Below are 16,489 nucleotides of genomic sequence, written 5' to 3' on the forward strand. Positions count from 1 at the left end.
GTCCCGGTCGGCCTTGTTCACGACGTACACGTCACCGATCTCCAGGATCCCGGCCTTGGCCGCCTGGATCCCGTCCCCCATCCCCGGCGCCAGCAGCACCACGGACGTGTCCGCCTGGGAGGCGATCTCCACCTCGGACTGCCCCACCCCCACCGTCTCGACGAGGATCACGTCACACCCCGCCGCGTCCAGCACCCGGATGGCCTGAGGCGCGGCCCACGCCAGCCCGCCCAGATGCCCGCGCGTCGCCATCGAGCGGATGTACACGCCCGGGTCCGACGCGTGCTCGGACATCCGCACCCGGTCCCCGAGCAGCGCACCCCCGGAGAACGGGGACGACGGGTCGACGGCGAGCACGCCGACCCGCTTGCCCTGCTTGCGGTACGCGGTCACCAGCGCCGACGTCGACGTGGACTTGCCGACCCCCGGCGACCCGGTCAGCCCGACCACGTACGCCTTGCCCGCCAACGGCGCGAGCGCCGCCATGACCTCCCGCAGCTGCGGGGACGCCCCCTCCACCAGGGAGATCAGCCGGGCCACGGCCCGCGGCCGGCTTTCCCTCGCCTGGGCCACCAGGGTGGAGACGTCCTGCATCACAGCTCCGTTCGGGTAAGGGACGTACCGATGAGGGACGAGGGACGTACCGATACGCGTACCGATACTCAGGCCTTGGGCACGCGCACGATCAGCGCGTCACCCTGCCCACCGCCACCGCACAGCGCGGCCGCGCCCACGCCACCGCCACGCCGCTTCAGCTCCAGCGCGAGGTGCAGCACGAGCCGCGCACCGGACATCCCGATCGGGTGACCCAGGGCAATGGCACCACCGTTGACATTCACCTTTTCGGTGGACACCCCGAGGTCCTTCATCGACTGCACGGCCACCGCCGCGAACGCCTCGTTGATCTCGATGAGGTCGAGGTCCTCGACGCCCAGCCCCTCCTTCTTCAACGCGTGCTGGATCGCGTTGGACGGCTGGGACTGGAGCGAGTTGTCCGGCCCGGCCACGTTCCCGTGCGCCCCGATCTCGGCGATCCACTCCAGACCGAGCTCCTGCGCCTTCGCCTTGCTCATCACCACGACAGCCGCCGCGCCGTCGGAGATCTGCGACGACGAACCGGCCGTGATCGTGCCGTCCTTGGAGAAGGCGGGGCGCAGCTTCCCGAGGGACTCCGCGGTCGTGTCGCCCCGGATCCCCTCGTCCTTGCTGAACAGCACCGGGTCGCCCTTGCGCTGCGGGATCTCGACGGGCGTGATCTCGGCCTCGAACAGCCCGTTCTTCTGCGCGGCGGCGGCCCGCTGGTGGGACAGCGCGGCGATCTCGTCCTGCTCGGCCCGCCCGATGCCCAGGCGCGTGTTGTGCTTCTCCGTCGACTCGCCCATGGCGACGCCTTCGAAGGAGTCGGTCAGCCCGTCGTACGCCATGGCGTCGAGCATCTGGACGGCGCCGTACTTGAAGCCCTCGCGGGACTTGGGCAGCAGGTGCGGGGCGTTGGTCATGGACTCCTGGCCGCCGGCGACGACCACGTCGAACTCACCCGCACGGATCAGCTGGTCGGCGAGCGCGATGGCGTCGAGGCCGGACAGACACACCTTGTTGATGGTCAGCGCCGGCACGCTCATCGGGATGCCGGCCTTGACCGCGGCCTGACGCGCCGGGATCTGCCCCGCCCCGGCCTGGAGCACCTGACCCATGATCACGTACTGCACCTGGTCGCCGCCGATCCCCGCACGGTCGAGGGCGGCCTTGATCGCGAAGCCGCCGAGGTCGGCTCCGGAGAAGGACTTCAGCGAACCGAGCAACCGCCCCATGGGCGTACGCGCCCCCGAGACGATCACCGAGCTGGTCGTAGCAGAAGACATGAGCTGCGATCCCCTTACCGGCTGCACAGCCGAGGAGTGAACGAGGGTTTACTTCGAATGTACTGACCGGTAGTCCGCCCCGTCATCGGGCTGTCGGTGTGATCGCGCGCACGTTGCGTAACCACCTCCGGAGCGCTCCACTGAATCCATGCTGACGCGAATCGACCACATCGGGATCGCCTGTTTCGACCTCGACAAGACCGTCGAGTTCTACCGTGCCACGTACGGCTTCGAGGTGTTCCACTCCGAGGTCAACGAGGAGCAGGGCGTGCGCGAGGCCATGCTCAAGATCAACGATACGTCCGACGGCGGCGCCTCGTACCTCCAGCTCCTGGAGCCCACCCGCGAGGACTCCACCGTCGCGAAGTGGCTCGCGAAGAACGGGGAGGGCGTCCACCACATCGCTTTCGGTACGGCGGACGTGGACGCCGACGCCGCGGACATCAAGGACAAGGGCGTTCGCGTGCTGTACGAAGAGCCGCGACGCGGTTCCATGGGGTCACGGATCACCTTCCTGCACCCCAAGGACTGCCATGGCGTACTGACAGAACTGGTCACTTCGGCGCCCGTTGAGTCACCTGAGCACTGATGCTCGTACATAGGGGCCGGTAGGGTTGGGGGCGGTCGCCGCTCAGTCCAGGGTGACCGCGGTCCCGCCGTGCGACGGCAGGACCACCGGGGTCCGGGTTTCGGGGGAAGAGCGTCGGGGCAGCAGCCCGTGCTCCGCCGATGATCTGACACCATTCCCCGGGGGCCCCGTTCGGCGTATGGACGGAGCTCGTTCGGAAAGAGTTGCGACCAGGGGACGGATGGGACCGCGCAGTGCGGGGCTACGAGAGCCAGGAGCGAGAGCCGGCGGCTGACGTCGACCACCTCTCTCGGTTCGAAGCCGAGATGAAGCGGCTGAAGACCGAGCGGGAAAAGGCGATCCAGCACGCCGAGGACCTCGGCTACCAGGTCGAGGTGCTGCGCGCCAAGCTGCACGAGGCGCGGCGCACCATCATGTCCCGGCCCTCCTTCGACGGCGGCGACATCGGCTGGCAGGCCGAGCAGTTGCTGCGCAACGCGCAGATGCAGGCCGACCAGATCCGCGCGGACGCCGACCGCGAGCTGAGCGAGGCCCGGGCCCAGACCCAGCGGATCCTCCAGGAGCACGCCGAGCAGGCGGCCCGGCTCCAGGCGGAGCTGCACCAGGAGGCGGTGACCCGGCGCCAGCAGCTGGACCAGGAGCTGGCCGAGCGCCGCCAGACGGTCGAGTCGCACGTCAACGAGAACGTGGCGTGGGCCGAGCAGCTGCGGGCCCGCACCGAGCAGCAGGCCCGCCGGCTGCTGGACGAGTCCCGCGCCGAGGCCGAGCAGGCCCTGGCCACCGCCCGTTCGGAGGCCGAGCGGCTGACGACCGAGGCCCGGCAGCGGCTCACCAGCGCCGCCGAGGAGGCCCGGGCCGAGGCCGAGCAGATCCTGCGGCGTGCCCGCACGGACGCCGAGCGGCTGCTCAACGCCGCCTCCACCCAGGCCCAGGAGGCCACCGACCACGCCGAGCAGCTGCGGACGTCCACGGCCAGTGAGTCGGAGTCCGCGCGCCGCCAGGCACAGGAGCTGAGCAAGGCCGCCGAGCAGCGGATGGCGGAGGCCGAGGAGGCGCTGCGCAAGGCGCAGGCCGAGTCGGAGAAGCTGGTCGCGGAGGCCAAGGAGGCCGCCGCCAAGGCCCTGGCGAGCGCGGAGTCCGCGAACGAGACGCGTACGCGCACCGCCAAGGAACAGGTCGCCCGGCTGGTCGAGGAGGCCACGAAGGAGGCCGAGAACACCAAGTCCGAGGCCGAGCAGATCGTCGCGGACGCCCGCGCCGAGGCGGAGAAGATCGTCGCGGAGGCCTCCGAGAAGGCCCGCACGCTCACGGCCGAGGAGACCGCGACCCAGCTGTCCAAGGCGGCGCGGACGGCCGAGGAGGTCCTCACCAAGGCCTCGGAGGACGCCAAGAAGACCACCAAGGCCGCGTCCGAGGAGGCCGAGCGGATCCGCCGCGAGGCCGAGGCCGAGGCGGACCGGCTGCGCGCCGAGGCGCATGACATCGCCGAGCAGCTCAAGGGCGCGGCGAAGGACGACACCAAGGAGTACCGCGCCAAGACGGTCGAGCTGCAGGAGGAGGCCCGCCGGCTGCGCGGCGAGGCCGAGCAGCTGCGGTCGGACGCGGTCGAAGAGGGCGAGAAGATCCGCGCCGAGGCCCGCAAGGAGGCCGTGGCGCAGATCGAGGAGGCGGCGAGGTCCGCCGAGGAGCTGCTCGCCAAGGCGAAGGCGGACGCGGACGAGCTGCGCACGACGGCCCAGACGGACAGCGAGAAGGTCCGCACCGAGGCCATCGAGCGGGCGACGACCCTGCGCCGGCAGGCCGAGGAGACCCTTCAGCGCACCCGGCAGGAGGCCGAGCGGCACCGCGAGGAGGTCGTCGAGCAGGCCGAGGCCCTCAGGGCGGACGCCGAGCGCGCGGCGCGGGACCTGCACGAGGAGACCGAGCGGGCCATAGAGTCCCGCCGCGCGGAGGCCGCCCAGGAGCTGGCGCGGCTCCAGACGGAGGCGGAGGAGCGGCTGGCGGCGGCCGAGCAGGCGCTGTCCGACGCCCATGAGGAGGCCGCGCGGATCCGCCGCGAGGCCGCCGAGGAGAACGAGCGGCTGCGTGCCGAGGCCGCCGAGCGGATCCGTACGCTCCAGCAGCAGGCCGAGGCGGAGGCCGAGCGGCTGCGCGACGAGGCCGCGTCCGACGCGTCGGCCGCCCGCGCCGAGGGCGAGGCCGTCGCCGTACGCCTGCGGTCGGAGGCCGCGAGCGAGGCCGAGCGGCTGAAGTCGGAGGCGCAGGAGAGCGCCGACCGGGTGCGCGCGGAGGCCCAGGCCGCCGCCGAGCGGCTGGCCGCGGAGGCGTCCGAGACGCTGGCCGCCGCCCAGGAGGAGGCCAACCGGCGCCGCCGCGAGGCCGAGGAACTCCTCGGCAGCGCCCGGCAGGAGGCCGACCAGGAGCGCGAGCGGGCCCGCGAGCAGAGCGAGGAGCTGCTGGCTTCCGCGCGCAAGCGCGTGGAGGAGGCGCAGACCGAGGCCGTCCGGCTGGTCGAGGAGGCCGACCGGCGTGCCACGGAGATGGTGTCGGCGGCCGAGCAGCACGCGCAGCAGGTCCGGGACTCCGTCGCGGGGCTCCACGAGCAGGCGCAGGAGGAGATCGCCGGGCTGCGCAGCGCCGCCGAGCACGCGGCGGACCGTACGCGGCGGGAGGCGCAGGAGGAGGCGGACCGGGTCCGCTCCGACGCCTATGCCGAGCGGGAGCGGGCCAGCGAGGACGCCGGCCGGCTGCGGCGCGAGGCGCACGAGGAGTCCGAGGCCGCCAAGGCGCTCGCCGAGCGGACGATGTCCGAGGCGATCGCGGAGGCGGAGCGGATCCGCGCGGACGTCGCCGAGCACGCCCAGCGGGTGCGCACGGAGGCGTCGGACGCCATCGCGGAGGCCGAGCAGAGCGCCTCGCGCACCCGGGCGGACGCCCGCGAGGACGCCAACCGCATCCGCTCGGACGCGGCGACGCAGGCGGACACCCTCATCACCGAGGCGCGTCACGAGGCGGAGCGGCTCACGACCGAGACGGTCCAGGAGACCGACCGGCTGCGGATGGAGACGGTCGCCGAGGCCGAGCGGGTCCGTACGGAAGCCGTCTCCGAGGCGGAGCGGGTGCGGGCCGAGTCGGTCGCCAAGGCCGACCAGCTGGTCGGGGAGGCCACGGACGAGGCGGAGCGGCTGCGGGCCGAGGCCGCGGAGACGGTCGGCTCGGCGCAGCAGCACGCCGAGCGGGTCCGCGGCGAGGCCGAGCGCGTCAAGGCGGACGCCGAGGCGGAGGCCGAACGGCTCGTCAACTCCGCGCGCGAGGAGGCCGACCGGACGCTGGACGCGGCCCGCAAGGACGCCAACAAGCGGCGCTCCGAGGCGGCCGAGCAGGTCGACAAGCTCATCACGGAGACCACGGCGGAGGCCGACAAGCTGCTCACCGAGGCGCAGCAGCAGGCGCACAAGACCACCGCGGAGGCCGAGTCGCAGGCCGACACGATGGTGGGCGCGGCCCGCAAGGAGGCCGACCGGCTCGTGTCCGAGGCGACGGTCGAGGGCAACTCCCTGGTGGAGAAGGCCCGTACGGACGCGGACGAGCTGCTGGTCGGCGCGCGCCGGGACGCCACGCAGATCCGGGAGCGTGCCGAGGAGCTGCGCGACCGCATCACGGCGGAGATCGAGGAGCTGCACGAGCGGGCCCGCCGGGAGTCGGCCGAGACGATGAAGTCGGCGGGCGACCGCTGCGACGCGCTCGTCAAGGCCGCGGAGGAGCAGCTCGCGAAGGCGCAGGCGAAGGCGAAGGAGATCGTCTCGGAGGCCAACTCCGAGGCGGGCAAGGTCCGTATCGCCGCGGTGAAGAAGGCCGAGGGACTGCTCAAGGAGGCCGAGCAGAAGAAGGCCACGCTGGTCCGGGAGGCCGAGGAGCTCAAGGCCGAGGCGATCCGCGAGGCCAAGCGCACGGTCGAGGAGGGCAAGCGCGAGCTGGAGGTCCTGGTCCGCCGCCGCGAGGACATCAACGCCGAGATCTCCCGTGTCCAGGACGTCCTGGAGGCGTTGGAATCCTTCGAGGCCCCGTCCCCGGCCAAGGACAACGGAGTCAAGGCAGGCGCAACAGTCGGCGCACCCCGTTCGGGTGGCAAGTCCTCGGATAGCTAGCGAACCGGGGCGAAACCGGTGTGTGCTGGAGCCTTTGGCCAGGTCTTTGGCAAGCGGTCCCGGGGTCAGCCACTCAAAAGGGGTCTCATTTTGCAGACCAAACGCGCATCCGCTCGATGACACACCGTTTCGGCCCCTAGGATTCGACCTATCACCTCACCGGTCTCATTCGACAGGAACCCCATGAGCGACACTTCCCCCTACGGCTTCGAGCTTGTGCGGCGTGGATACGACCGCGCTCAGGTGGACGAACGTATCTCCAAGCTCGTCTCCGACCGTGACAGCGCTCTCGCCCGCATCACCGCTCTGGAAAAGCGCATCGAAGAGCTCCACCTCGAGACGCAGAACGCCCAGGCCCAGGTCAGCGACGCCGAGCCGTCGTACGCGGGTCTCGGCGCGCGCGTGGAGAAGATCCTCCGCCTCGCCGAGGAAGAGGCGAAGGACCTGCGCGAGGAGGCCCGGCGCGCCGCCGAGCAGCACCGCGAGCTCGCCGAGTCGGCGGCCCAGCAGGTGCGCAACGACGCCGAGTCGTACTCGGCGGAGCGCAAGGCGAAGGCCGAGGACGAGGGCCTGCGGATCGTCGAGAAGGCCAAGAGTGACGCCGCTCAGCTGCGTTCCGAGGCGCAGAAGGACGCGCAGTCCAAGCGCGAGGAGGCGGACGCCCTCTTCGAGGAGACCCGCGCCAAGGCCGCTCAGGCCGCCGCCGATTTCGAGACGAACCTCGCCAAGCGCCGCGAGCAGTCCGAGCGCGACCTGGCGTCCCGTCAAGCCAAGGCCGAGAAGCGCCTGGCCGAGATCGAGCACCGCGCCGAGCAGCTCCGCCTGGAGGCGGAGAAGCTGCGCACGGACGCCGAGCGCCGCGCCCGCCAGACGGTGGAGACGGCCCAGCGCCAGGCCGAGGACATCGTGGCCGACGCGAACGCCAAGGCCGACCGTATCCGTTCGGAATCCGAGCGGGAGCTCGCGGCCCTCACCAACCGCCGCGACAGCATCAACGCGCAGCTGACGAACGTCCGCGAGATGCTCGCCACGCTCACGGGTGCCGCGGTGGCCGCCGCCGGTACGCCGGCCGAGGACGAGCCGATCTCCCGCGGGGTCCCGGCCCAGCAGTCCCGGTAACGACCCGGCATACGGAGTCTGAATCTCCGCAAAGCCCTCTGCCGCTCGGGTGGCAGAGGGCTTTGTCCCGTTCTAGCGTGGCGGCATGATTGAGCTCGAGGGGCTGACCAAGCGGTACGGCGAGAAGGTGGCGGTCAACAACCTGTCCTTCACCGTCAGACCAGGCATCGTCACCGGCTTCCTCGGGCCCAACGGCGCGGGCAAGTCCACGACCATGCGGATGATCCTGGGGCTCGACCACCCGACCGCCGGCGACGTCCGTATCGACGGCAAGCACTACCAGCAGCTCAAGGATCCGCTGACGTACATCGGCGCCCTGCTGGAGGCCAAGGCCTGGCACGGCGGGCGCAGCGCCTACAACCACCTGCTCTGCCTCGCGCAGAGCAACGGCATTCCGCGCAGCCGGGTGCGGGAGGTGCTGGAGACGGTCGGGCTGACGTCGGTCGCGAAGAAGAAGACCAAGGGCTTCTCGATGGGCATGGGGCAGCGGCTCGGCATCGCGGCCGCGCTGCTCGGCGATCCGCGGATCCTGATGTTCGACGAGCCGGTCAACGGCCTCGACCCCGAGGGCATCCACTGGATCCGCACCCTGATGAAGTCCCTGGCGGCGCAGGGCCGGACCGTGTTCGTCTCCTCCCATCTGATGAGCGAGATGGCGCTGACAGCCGATCACCTCGTCGTCATCGGGCAGGGCCGGCTGCTCGCGGACACCTCGATGGCCGACTTCATCGCGCGCAACTCCCGGTCGTACGTCCGGGTCCGCAGTCCGCAGCGGGAGCGGCTGCTCGACGTGCTGCACCAGGCCGGGATCGTGGCCGTCGAGAGCGGCGACGGGGTGCTGGAGGTGGACGGCGGCAAGGCCGAGCACGTCGGTGAGCTGGCGGCGCAACACGGGGTGACGCTGCATGAGCTGAGCCCGCAACAGGCCTCGCTGGAAGAGGCCTTCATGCAGCTGACCGCGGAGTCGGTGGAGTACCACGCACACAGCGAGACGAGCCCCCCGCCCCCAGGGCAGCAGTGGGGCGACGGCTGGAAGAGGGGCTGAGCATGGCGACGACTCAGGTCGTACGGTCGGAGTGGACGAAGATCCGGTCGGTGGCGTCCACGGTGTGGACCCTCTCGCTGGTGGTGGTCGTGACGGTCGCCCTCGGCATGCTGATCTCGGCCCTGTCCAAGAACGAGTTCGACTCCATGGGCGCGCGGGAGCGGGGGGAGTTCGACCCGACGTTCATCAGTTTCGCGGGGATGAGCCTCGGGCAGCTCGCGATGATCGTGTTCGGGGTGCTGGTGGTGTCGAACGAGTACAGCACCGGCATGATCCGCACCTCGCTGGCCGCGGTGCCGCAGCGCGGCTCCTTCCTGTTCAGCAAGATCGCGGTGGCCACCGGTCTCGCTCTCCTGGTCGGTCTCGTCACCAGCTTCGCCGCCTTCTTCCTGGGGCAGGCGATGCTCGGCGAGCACCGGGCGGAGATCGGCGACCCGGGGGTGCTGCGGGCGGTGTTCGGCGGGGGCCTCTACATGGCCCTCATCGCGATGTTCTCGATGGGCGTCGCCGCGATGCTGCGCTCGCCGATGCTGTCCCTGGGCATCCTCATGCCGTTCTTCTTCCTGATCTCCAACATCCTGGGCAATGTCGACGCGACGAAGAAGGTCGGCCGGTTCCTGCCCGACCAGGCCGGCAGCCGGATCATGCAGGTGGTCACGCCCGTCGACGACGACGTCCCGTACGGGCCGTGGGGCGGGCTGGGGATCATGGGGTTGTGGGTGCTCGCGGCGCTGGTCGGCGGGTACGTGCTGTTGAAGAAGCGCGACGCCTGAGGGGCTGCCGGGGCGCGTCGCGCTCCACTCTTTACTTTCCTTTGGGCGGAACCGTCAGCGCCTCGATATCCTCCTAACCCTTACGGGGGCGTGTGCCCCGCTGTCCTGAACCTTGCGATGGGTGCGGAGCATGATCGAAGCAGTCGGCCTGACGAAGCGCTACGGCGACAAGACCGCTGTGTACAACCTTTCCTTCCAGGTGCGGCCGGGGGCCGTCACGGGCTTCCTCGGACCGAACGGCTCAGGCAAGTCGACGACGATGCGGATGATCCTCGGCCTGGACAACCCGACGGCCGGGCACGTGACGATCGGCGGCTACCCGTATCGCAAGCTGCCCAACGCCCCCCGCCAGGTCGGTGCCCTGCTGGACGCCAAGGCCGTGCACGGCGGCCGGGCCGCCCGCAACCACCTGCTGTGCCTGGCCCAGCTGTCGGGCATCCCGGCCAGACGGGTGGACGAGGTGCTCGGGGTCGTCGGCCTCCAGGACGTGGCCAAGAAGCGGTCCAAGGGCTTCTCCCTCGGCATGGGACAGCGGCTGGGCATCGCCGCCGCGCTGCTCGGCGACCCGCAGGTGCTCCTCTTCGACGAGCCGGTCAACGGCCTCGACCCCGAGGGCATCCTCTGGGTGCGCAACCTGATGAAGGCGCTCGCGGCGGAGGGCCGTACGGTCTTCGTCTCCTCCCATCTGATGAGCGAGATGGCGCTGACCGCCGACCATCTCATCGTCATCGGGCGCGGGCAGCTCCTGGCCGACATGAGCGTGACGGCGTTCATCTCCGCGAACTCGGCGGACTTCGCACGGGTCCGTACGCCGGACACCGAGCCGCAGCAGCGCGAGAAGCTGTCGGCCGCGCTCACCGAGTCGGGCGGGCACGTGCTGCCCGAGCAGGACGGCGCGCTGCGCGTGACCGGACTGCCGCTCCCCCGCATCAGCGACATCGCGCACGACCACGACGTCCGGCTGTGGGAACTGTCGCCGCACCAGGCCTCGCTGGAGGAGGCGTACATGCGGATGACGCAGGGCGCCGTCGACTACCGCTCGACCATCGACCAGAAGGAAGGCCTCCAGCAGCCGCTGCCGCCCGGGGCGCAGCCGCCGATGCCGGTGCCCGGCCAGGGCCAGCCCGGCTGGTACGCCCCGCCGCCGCCCCAGCAGGGCGGACACCCCTTCACGATGCCGCCGCAGGGGGCGCCCGGCCAGGCGCCGGCGGGCCCGTACGGCGCACCTGGGGCTCCGGCAGCGCCCGTGACCGCGCCGATGCCCCCGGGCGCGCCCGGCGCGTCGGGCGCGGGAACGCCCAACCCGTACGCCCAGCCGACGGGTCAGGCGCCGCAGCCGCCCGCGGGCCAGGCGCCCCAGCCTCCGGCAGCGCCCGCCGCGCCGGCTCCGCAGGCGGCCGCCGCGCCCGCGCCCGCCCCGACCTCCGACCTGACCAAGCCCGAGGATCCCCGATGAGCAGCCCCCAGCCTCCGATGCCGCCGGCCGCGCCCACCTGGGAGGCGGCGTCCGGTTCTTCGTACTCCGGTTACACCTCGCCGATCCCGGTCGTGCGGACGCACCTCGGGCATGCCATCGCCTCCGAGTGGACGAAGATCAGGTCGGTGCGCTCCACGATGTGGACGCTCGGCGTGTTCGTCCTGCTCGTCATCGGCATCGGCACGCTGACCGGTGTAGTGGTGGCCAACTCCGACCCGGCCCTGTCCGGCGAGAGCCCGCTCGGCCTGGGCTTCTTCGGGCTGCTGCTCGGCAGCATGTGCATCATCACGCTGGGCGTGCTGACCACGGCCTCGGAGTACGGCACGGGCATGGTCCGCACCACGATGGTCGCGTGCCCGAGCCGGGGCCGGGTGCTCGCGGCGAAGGGCATCGTGTTCTTCCTGGTCGCGTTCGTGGTGACGCTGGTGTCCGCGTCCCTCGTCGCCTTCCTGCACGTGGCCATGCTGGAGGGCGACGGCGTCAAGTCCCCTTCCGGCGGGGAGTGGCTGAAGGCCACGGTCGGCATGTCGGCCTACATCGCGCTGCTGGGCCTGCTCTCGCTCGCCGTCGGCTCGATCATCCGGCACTCGGCGGGCGCCATCACCATCATGATCGGCACTGTGCTCGCCCCGCTGGTGATCGCGCTGTTCATGTTCTCGGAGTCGCTGTCGGCCGTCCGTGACGCCCTGCTCGAGTACTCGATCCCGAACCAGCTCAGCGTCTTCTACTCCGCGTCCCTCAGCCAGTCCGGTCCGTCCGGCTGGGACCCGCTGTGGATCATCCTCGGCGCGACGGCCGTCGCGTTCGCCGCCGCCTTCGCGCTGCTGGAGAAGCGGGACGTCTGAGCCCCGTCAGAACCTCGGCGCGTTACGGGACCGCCGCACCCCGGGGGTGCGGCGGTCCCGCGCGTTCCAGCACGCCTTGTGCCAGTGCCGGCGGTCGTCGACGCCCGTGTGCTCGGACCAGGCCACCACGTGCGGCACCCCGTCCGGGATCAACTGGTCGCAGCCGGGGCAGCGGTACGACTTGCCCTGCGCGCTCGCGCCGGCCACGTGCCGCACGCTCCAGTTCTCGCCCTGCCAGTTCTCCGAGGACTGCCAGCCGCCGTAGCGGCCGGGGCGGTCGTCCTCGGCGCTCCGGCCGGACGAAGCGGCGCCCTTGGGTCGGTTGCGACGCGGGGACACGGGACACCTCTCGGGGCTATACAGGACACGGGGTGCCTCAAGCCTACGCGGCGCGGACAGGGGTACACGTACGCCACCAGGCGCCGCAAGGCCCTCGCCGGGCGAGGCGGGCCCCCGCCGGGGTCTCTCCCGGGCACCCGCGGAACGGGCCCATTCTGCAGACAATCCGCAAATTCCCCCGACCGGCCGTGTCCTCGGCACGTGTCAGACGGTTATGCCCTGTGGGGGAGCTCCGTGTCGGAGCCAAGGAAGCAGGAAAGCAATGCGCGTTGGAAGTTTCGTGTTGGCGGCCCAGTTCCCCGGTCAGGGCGAGGGAGAGGCGCTGCACCGCGCGGTCCGCTCGGCCGAGGTCGCCGAGGAGGCCGGGCTCGACACGGTCTGGCTGGCCGAGCACCACTTCGTGCCGTACGGCACGTGCCCGTCGGCCGTCACCCTGGCCGCCTTGCTGCTGGGCCGCACCCGCCGCATCCGGGTCGGTACGGCGGTCAGCGTGCTGCCCACCGCCCACCCCGTGGCCCTCGGCGAACAGGCCGCGCTGCTGCACCACACGAGCGACGGCCGTTTCACGCTCGGTGTCGGGCGTGGCGGCCCGTGGGTCGATCTGGAGGTGTTCGGCGCGGGCCTGGAGGCGTACGAGAAGGGGTTCCCGGAGTCCCTGGACGTCCTGGTGCGCTGGTTGCGCGACGCGTCGGTGGCGGCCGACGGGGAGCGCTTCCGCTTCCGTGAAGTCCCGGTCGTTCCCCGGCCGTCGGAGGCCCTGACCGAGGCCGAGGGGCCCGAGCTCGTCGTGGCGTGCACATCCCCGGCGAGCGTGCGGCTGGCGGCCGAGCGCGGTCTGTCGATGCTGCTCGGGATGCACGTGGGGGACGAGGAGAAGGCCGAGATGGTCGCCCTGTGGCGGCAGCACGCGCGGGCGTGCGGCCGGCCGGCCGAGGAGATCCGCCGCGCGTCCCATGTGTCGGCGGGCGTCTGCCAGATCGCGGACCGGCGGGTCGACGCGACGGAGGCGCTCCTGAAGGCGATGCCGGGCTGGCTGAAGCAGGGCCTGGAGGCGCATGTCACGGTCGACGGGCGCACGCGCCGGATGCGCGACCCGCTGGCGTACACCGAACTGCTCTGCGGACTGCACCCGGTGGGCACCCCGCGGCTGTGCGCCGACCGGCTGGCGGCGACCAGCGAGCGGACCGGCATCTCCCGTTTCGCCCTGCTCGTCGAGGGCTCCGGGGACCTGTCGGCGACGGAGGAGAACGTACGGCGGCTGGGGGCCGAGGTGCTCCCCCAACTCGTCTGACGGCGTGGCGGGTTCCTGGGGCTTGCCGCTCCGGTACAGAAACTGCACCTCCCGCGTACGGAGCGGCAAGCAAGTGGCGCCGCGTCAGCAGTCCCGGAACTCGGGTGACTGGTTGAGCACCTGGCTGCGGACCGACGTGAAGCGGCCCAGCGTCTCGTCGACCGAGGAGTCAAGCGGGAACACGGCCACCCGGTGGCAGTTCTGGAAGGCCAGTCGCACACCGAAGTGCCGCTGCAGCGCGCCGCGTATCGCGTCACTCGCAAGCGCACGCAGCAACTGACCGCGTGCCTGCTCGTCCGGCGGAGGCGTCTGGTTGTCGGCGAACGCACCGCCGTCCACCTTCAGCTGGGCCACCAGGGAGCTGATCATCTCCCACGCATAGGGCAGGGAGGTCCGGACGCAGTCGACGAATTCCACTTCGTCGACCTCGCCTCGCTCGGCCTGTTCGAGTAGGGCCGGTGAGACGTCGAGCGACATGAGTTCTCCTCTCGCACCCCCGCCCGGCGGGCAGGGGTTGCCGGACAGATGAGGGAGTTCGCGACACCGGACACGCTGCGTACACACATCGCGACCTCCCGTTCATACCGTAAGCAACCGACGGTGACCGCACCAGGAGAATGCGCAGATGAGACACGCAGAATGACCACACCCTGCACACAATCGGCCAATACCGAACACGTGTTTTCCAGGGCGAATCGCGTCGACACCCGCCCGTCGAGTAGCGTTGCCGACCATGCGTCTCGTCATTGCCCGCTGCTCCGTGGACTACGCCGGGCGGCTCACCGCCCACCTTCCCTCGGCCCCGCGCCTGATCCTGGTGAAGGCGGACGGCAGCGTCTCGATCCACGCCGACGACCGGGCCTACAAGCCCCTGAACTGGATGTCGCCGCCCTGCACGCTGAAGGAGGGCACCGGCGAGGACGAGGGCGTCTGGACCGTCGTCAACAAGGCGGGCGAGAAGCTCATCATCACGATGGAGGAAGTCCTCCACGACTCCTCGCACGAACTGGGCGTCGATCCCGGCCTGATCAAGGACGGCGTGGAAGCGCACCTCCAGGAGCTGCTCGCCGACCGCATCGAGACACTCGGCGACGGCTACACGCTCATCCGCCGCGAGTACCCGACGGCCATCGGGCCCGTCGACATCCTGTGCCGGGACGCCGACGGCAAGACCGTCGCGGTGGAGATCAAGCGGCGCGGTGAGATCGACGGCGTGGAGCAGCTGACGCGTTATCTGGAGCTGCTGAACCGCGATCCCCATCTCGCCCCGGTCCGCGGCATCTTCGCCGCGCAGGAGATCAAGCCCCAGGCCCGCGTCCTCGCGACCGACCGCGGCATCGGCTGCCAGGTCCTCGACTACGACGCGCTGCGCGGCATCGAGGACGACAAGCTGCGGCTGTTCTGACACACCGTACGTACACGACGAACAGGGCCGGGTCCGGGGAACGGATCCGGCCCTGCTGTGTGTACGGCGGTCACATCACCGCGTCCGGGCTGCTCTCCGGCGCGCTCGCGGTGGTGCTCGTGGGAGCGCTCGGCGCCGGGCCGCTGGCCGTGTCGGAGGTGGACGGCTGCGTGGTCGGCGGCTCGGACGTCGGCGGCTGCGAAGTGGGCGGCTCGGACGTCGGCGGCTTCGACGTCGTGGGCGGCTTGGAGGTCGTCGGCGGCTTCGACGTCGTAGGGGGCTTGGAGGTCGTCGGCGGCTTCGACGTCGTAGGAGGCTTGGACGTCGTCGGCGGCTTCGACGTCGACCCGGAGTCGCCGGGGCTCGGGGAACCGCTGGGGCCGTCCGTCGGCGTCGGATCGTCCGAGGTGCCCGGCGAACCGTCCGGCCCCGGGTCGGTCGGGCGGCTCGTCACCGTGCCCGGGTCGCCGTTGCTGTCGTTCGCCGGCCGGTCGGCGCCCAGGCTGCCGTCGTCGGCGCCCTGGCTGGCCGAGGGGTTGACGCCGACCTGGTCGGACGGCGGGTTCGCCTCCTTGTCGGACGTGGCGCCGAGGGTCACCACCGTGCCGAGCACGGCGACGAGCAGGGCACCGGCCCCGGCGGCCACGACGTTGCGCCGGGCCAGGCCCTTGAGGCCGCCCCGGGCCTTGCGCGAGGGCGCGGTCGAACTCTGGCGGGTGACCAGGGTCGGCGAGGGCGGCTGCTGGAGAGTCGGGAAGGCCGCCGGCACACCACCGGCCGGGGACGCCGACTCCTCGTACCGGGCGTCGGGCACCTCCTCTCCCGCGGTCGGCCCGAGCCCGATCGGCGTGCCCGAGCGGTCGGCGACCAGGGCGAGGGCGCGACGGCCGGCGACGGTGCCGCGCTTGTCGGAGAGGGAGCCGCGCAGGCCGATCGAGGCCTCCAGTTCGGCCCGGGCCCGGTCGAGCTGTCCGCTGCACAGGGCGAGGATGCCGAGTTCGTGGTGGAAGTAGGCCCGTTCGGCGACGTCGTCGGCGAGCCGGGCGGCCTCGGCGCCGGCGTGCAGGGCGCGTTCCCAGGCGCTCCAGTGCAGTCCGGCGGCGAACGCGGGCGCGGCGGTGCGCGCCAGGTGCACGGCCGGGCTCTCCTCGCCCTCGGCGGGCGGGCTGGTGAGCGGCCCGAGCACGGCCAGGGCGGCGAGGAGGGCGTCGGCCTCGGCGCACACGCGCTCCGGGGTGACCGAGGGGTGCCCGGCCCACCAGGAGTAGTGCTGGGCGGCGCTGCGGGCGCCGGCCTCGGCCTCGTCGGCGTATCCGGCGGCCTCCAGCTGGGTCAGGACACCGGCGGCGAGCCGGTAGCGGGAGCCGACCGGGGAGACCAGCCCGCAGGAGGCCAGTTCGCCGAGCGCGGCGTCCGCGTGGGTGTCGCCGACCAGGGCGGGCAGATGCGCCTGGTGCGGCACCTCGCCGCCGAGGGCGACGGCGAACCGCAGGGTGGCGCGCGCGGAGGCGCTCAGCCGGGAGGCGAGCAGTGGCGCGGGCGCGGCGGCCTCGCCCAGCGAGGGCAGGGGTACGTCGTCGCCGTCGGCGGCGTCGG

13 protein-coding genes and 1 pseudogene are annotated in these 16,489 nt (G+C 71.8%); 9 read left to right on the forward strand and 5 right to left on the reverse strand.

Annotated features, from left to right (window positions below; translation table 11 throughout):
- Together meaB and CCL05_RS27775 are read right to left on the reverse strand one after the other, a co-directional pair.
- Window positions 1-594: methylmalonyl Co-A mutase-associated GTPase MeaB (meaB, locus tag CCL05_RS27770; RefSeq protein ID WP_107400522.1), on the reverse strand; the 594-nt coding region annotated here is incomplete at its 3' end.
- 68 nt (window positions 595-662) lie between these two features.
- Window positions 663-1,862, reverse strand: coding sequence for an acetyl-CoA C-acetyltransferase (locus CCL05_RS27775; RefSeq protein ID WP_086563261.1), 1,200 nt, complete (start codon window positions 1,860-1,862; stop codon window positions 663-665).
- Window positions 1,863-2,010: 148 nt separating this feature from the next.
- On the opposite strand from CCL05_RS27775, the gene mce reads away from it, so the two are divergent.
- From mce to CCL05_RS27810, 7 genes are all read left to right on the forward strand, one after another.
- Window positions 2,011-2,451 (forward strand): methylmalonyl-CoA epimerase, encoded by a 441-nt coding sequence (gene mce, locus CCL05_RS27780; RefSeq protein ID WP_086563263.1) that lies wholly within the window; start codon window positions 2,011-2,013, stop codon window positions 2,449-2,451.
- A 233-nt stretch (window positions 2,452-2,684) separates the two neighbouring features.
- Window positions 2,685-6,599, forward strand: a complete 3,915-nt coding sequence (gene scy, locus CCL05_RS27785; protein ID WP_086563265.1) for a polarized growth protein Scy — start codon at window positions 2,685-2,687, stop codon at window positions 6,597-6,599.
- 183 nt (window positions 6,600-6,782) lie between these two features.
- Window positions 6,783-7,718, forward strand: coding sequence for a coiled-coil domain-containing protein (locus CCL05_RS27790; protein ID WP_086563267.1), 936 nt, complete (start codon window positions 6,783-6,785; stop codon window positions 7,716-7,718).
- Between the two features lie 85 nt (window positions 7,719-7,803).
- Complete coding sequence (locus tag CCL05_RS27795) at window positions 7,804-8,763, forward strand: ABC transporter ATP-binding protein (protein ID WP_086563268.1); 960 nt, start codon at window positions 7,804-7,806, stop codon at window positions 8,761-8,763.
- A 2-nt stretch (window positions 8,764-8,765) separates the two neighbouring features.
- Window positions 8,766-9,536, forward strand: coding sequence for an ABC transporter permease (locus tag CCL05_RS27800; protein WP_167409627.1), 771 nt, complete (start codon window positions 8,766-8,768; stop codon window positions 9,534-9,536).
- 130 nt (window positions 9,537-9,666) lie between these two features.
- Window positions 9,667-10,992 (forward strand): ABC transporter ATP-binding protein, encoded by a 1,326-nt coding sequence (locus CCL05_RS27805; protein ID WP_086563270.1) that lies wholly within the window; start codon window positions 9,667-9,669, stop codon window positions 10,990-10,992.
- Window positions 10,989-11,858: an ABC transporter permease subunit gene (locus tag CCL05_RS27810; RefSeq protein WP_086563271.1), complete on the forward strand. Its 870-nt coding sequence runs from the start codon at window positions 10,989-10,991 to the stop codon at window positions 11,856-11,858. The genes CCL05_RS27805 and CCL05_RS27810 overlap by 4 nt, the downstream gene beginning before the upstream one ends.
- A gap of 6 nt (window positions 11,859-11,864) precedes the next feature.
- Here the strand turns inward: CCL05_RS27810 and CCL05_RS27815 are convergent, their stop codons facing one another.
- Window positions 11,865-12,197: a hypothetical protein gene (locus tag CCL05_RS27815; RefSeq protein WP_020276119.1), complete on the reverse strand. Its 333-nt coding sequence runs from the start codon at window positions 12,195-12,197 to the stop codon at window positions 11,865-11,867.
- Window positions 12,198-12,459: 262 nt separating this feature from the next.
- Between CCL05_RS27815 and CCL05_RS27820 the strand changes: the two genes are divergently transcribed.
- Window positions 12,460-13,488 carry an LLM class flavin-dependent oxidoreductase gene (locus CCL05_RS27820; RefSeq protein ID WP_086563272.1) on the forward strand — a complete coding sequence of 343 codons (1,029 nt, stop codon included), beginning with the start codon at window positions 12,460-12,462 and terminating at the stop codon, window positions 13,486-13,488.
- Between the two features lie 84 nt (window positions 13,489-13,572).
- Here CCL05_RS27820 and CCL05_RS27825 read toward each other — a convergent pair whose 3' ends face one another.
- Window positions 13,573-13,965, reverse strand: coding sequence for an SCO5389 family protein (locus CCL05_RS27825; RefSeq protein WP_020276121.1), 393 nt, complete (start codon window positions 13,963-13,965; stop codon window positions 13,573-13,575).
- A gap of 256 nt (window positions 13,966-14,221) precedes the next feature.
- On the opposite strand from CCL05_RS27825, the gene nucS reads away from it, so the two are divergent.
- Window positions 14,222-14,893, forward strand: coding sequence for an endonuclease NucS (gene nucS, locus CCL05_RS27830; protein WP_010040116.1), 672 nt, complete (start codon window positions 14,222-14,224; stop codon window positions 14,891-14,893).
- A gap of 70 nt (window positions 14,894-14,963) precedes the next feature.
- On the opposite strand, the pseudogene CCL05_RS27835 reads toward nucS, so the two are convergent.
- Window positions 14,964-16,489: pseudogene (locus CCL05_RS27835) on the reverse strand (ATP-binding protein); the annotation flags it as partial.

The organism is Streptomyces africanus, assembly GCF_002150735.1.
GTDB lineage: Bacteria > Actinomycetota > Actinomycetes > Streptomycetales > Streptomycetaceae > Streptomyces > Streptomyces africanus.

Coding starts and splice junctions, on each gene's coding strand:
- CCL05_RS27795 (WP_086563268.1), top strand. CDS start 7,804: ATGATTGAGCTCGAGGGGCTGACCAAGCGGTACGGCGAGAAGGTGGCG.
- CCL05_RS27805 (WP_086563270.1), top strand. CDS start 9,667: ATGATCGAAGCAGTCGGCCTGACGAAGCGCTACGGCGACAAGACCGCT.
- CCL05_RS27825 (WP_020276121.1), bottom strand. CDS start 13,965: ATGTCGCTCGACGTCTCACCGGCCCTACTCGAACAGGCCGAGCGAGGC.
- mce (WP_086563263.1), top strand. CDS start 2,011: ATGCTGACGCGAATCGACCACATCGGGATCGCCTGTTTCGACCTCGAC.
- CCL05_RS27810 (WP_086563271.1), top strand. CDS start 10,989: ATGAGCAGCCCCCAGCCTCCGATGCCGCCGGCCGCGCCCACCTGGGAG.
- nucS (WP_010040116.1), top strand. CDS start 14,222: ATGCGTCTCGTCATTGCCCGCTGCTCCGTGGACTACGCCGGGCGGCTC.
- CCL05_RS27820 (WP_086563272.1), top strand. CDS start 12,460: ATGCGCGTTGGAAGTTTCGTGTTGGCGGCCCAGTTCCCCGGTCAGGGC.
- CCL05_RS27790 (WP_086563267.1), top strand. CDS start 6,783: ATGAGCGACACTTCCCCCTACGGCTTCGAGCTTGTGCGGCGTGGATAC.
- CCL05_RS27800 (WP_167409627.1), top strand. CDS start 8,766: ATGGCGACGACTCAGGTCGTACGGTCGGAGTGGACGAAGATCCGGTCG.
- CCL05_RS27775 (WP_086563261.1), bottom strand. CDS start 1,862: ATGTCTTCTGCTACGACCAGCTCGGTGATCGTCTCGGGGGCGCGTACG.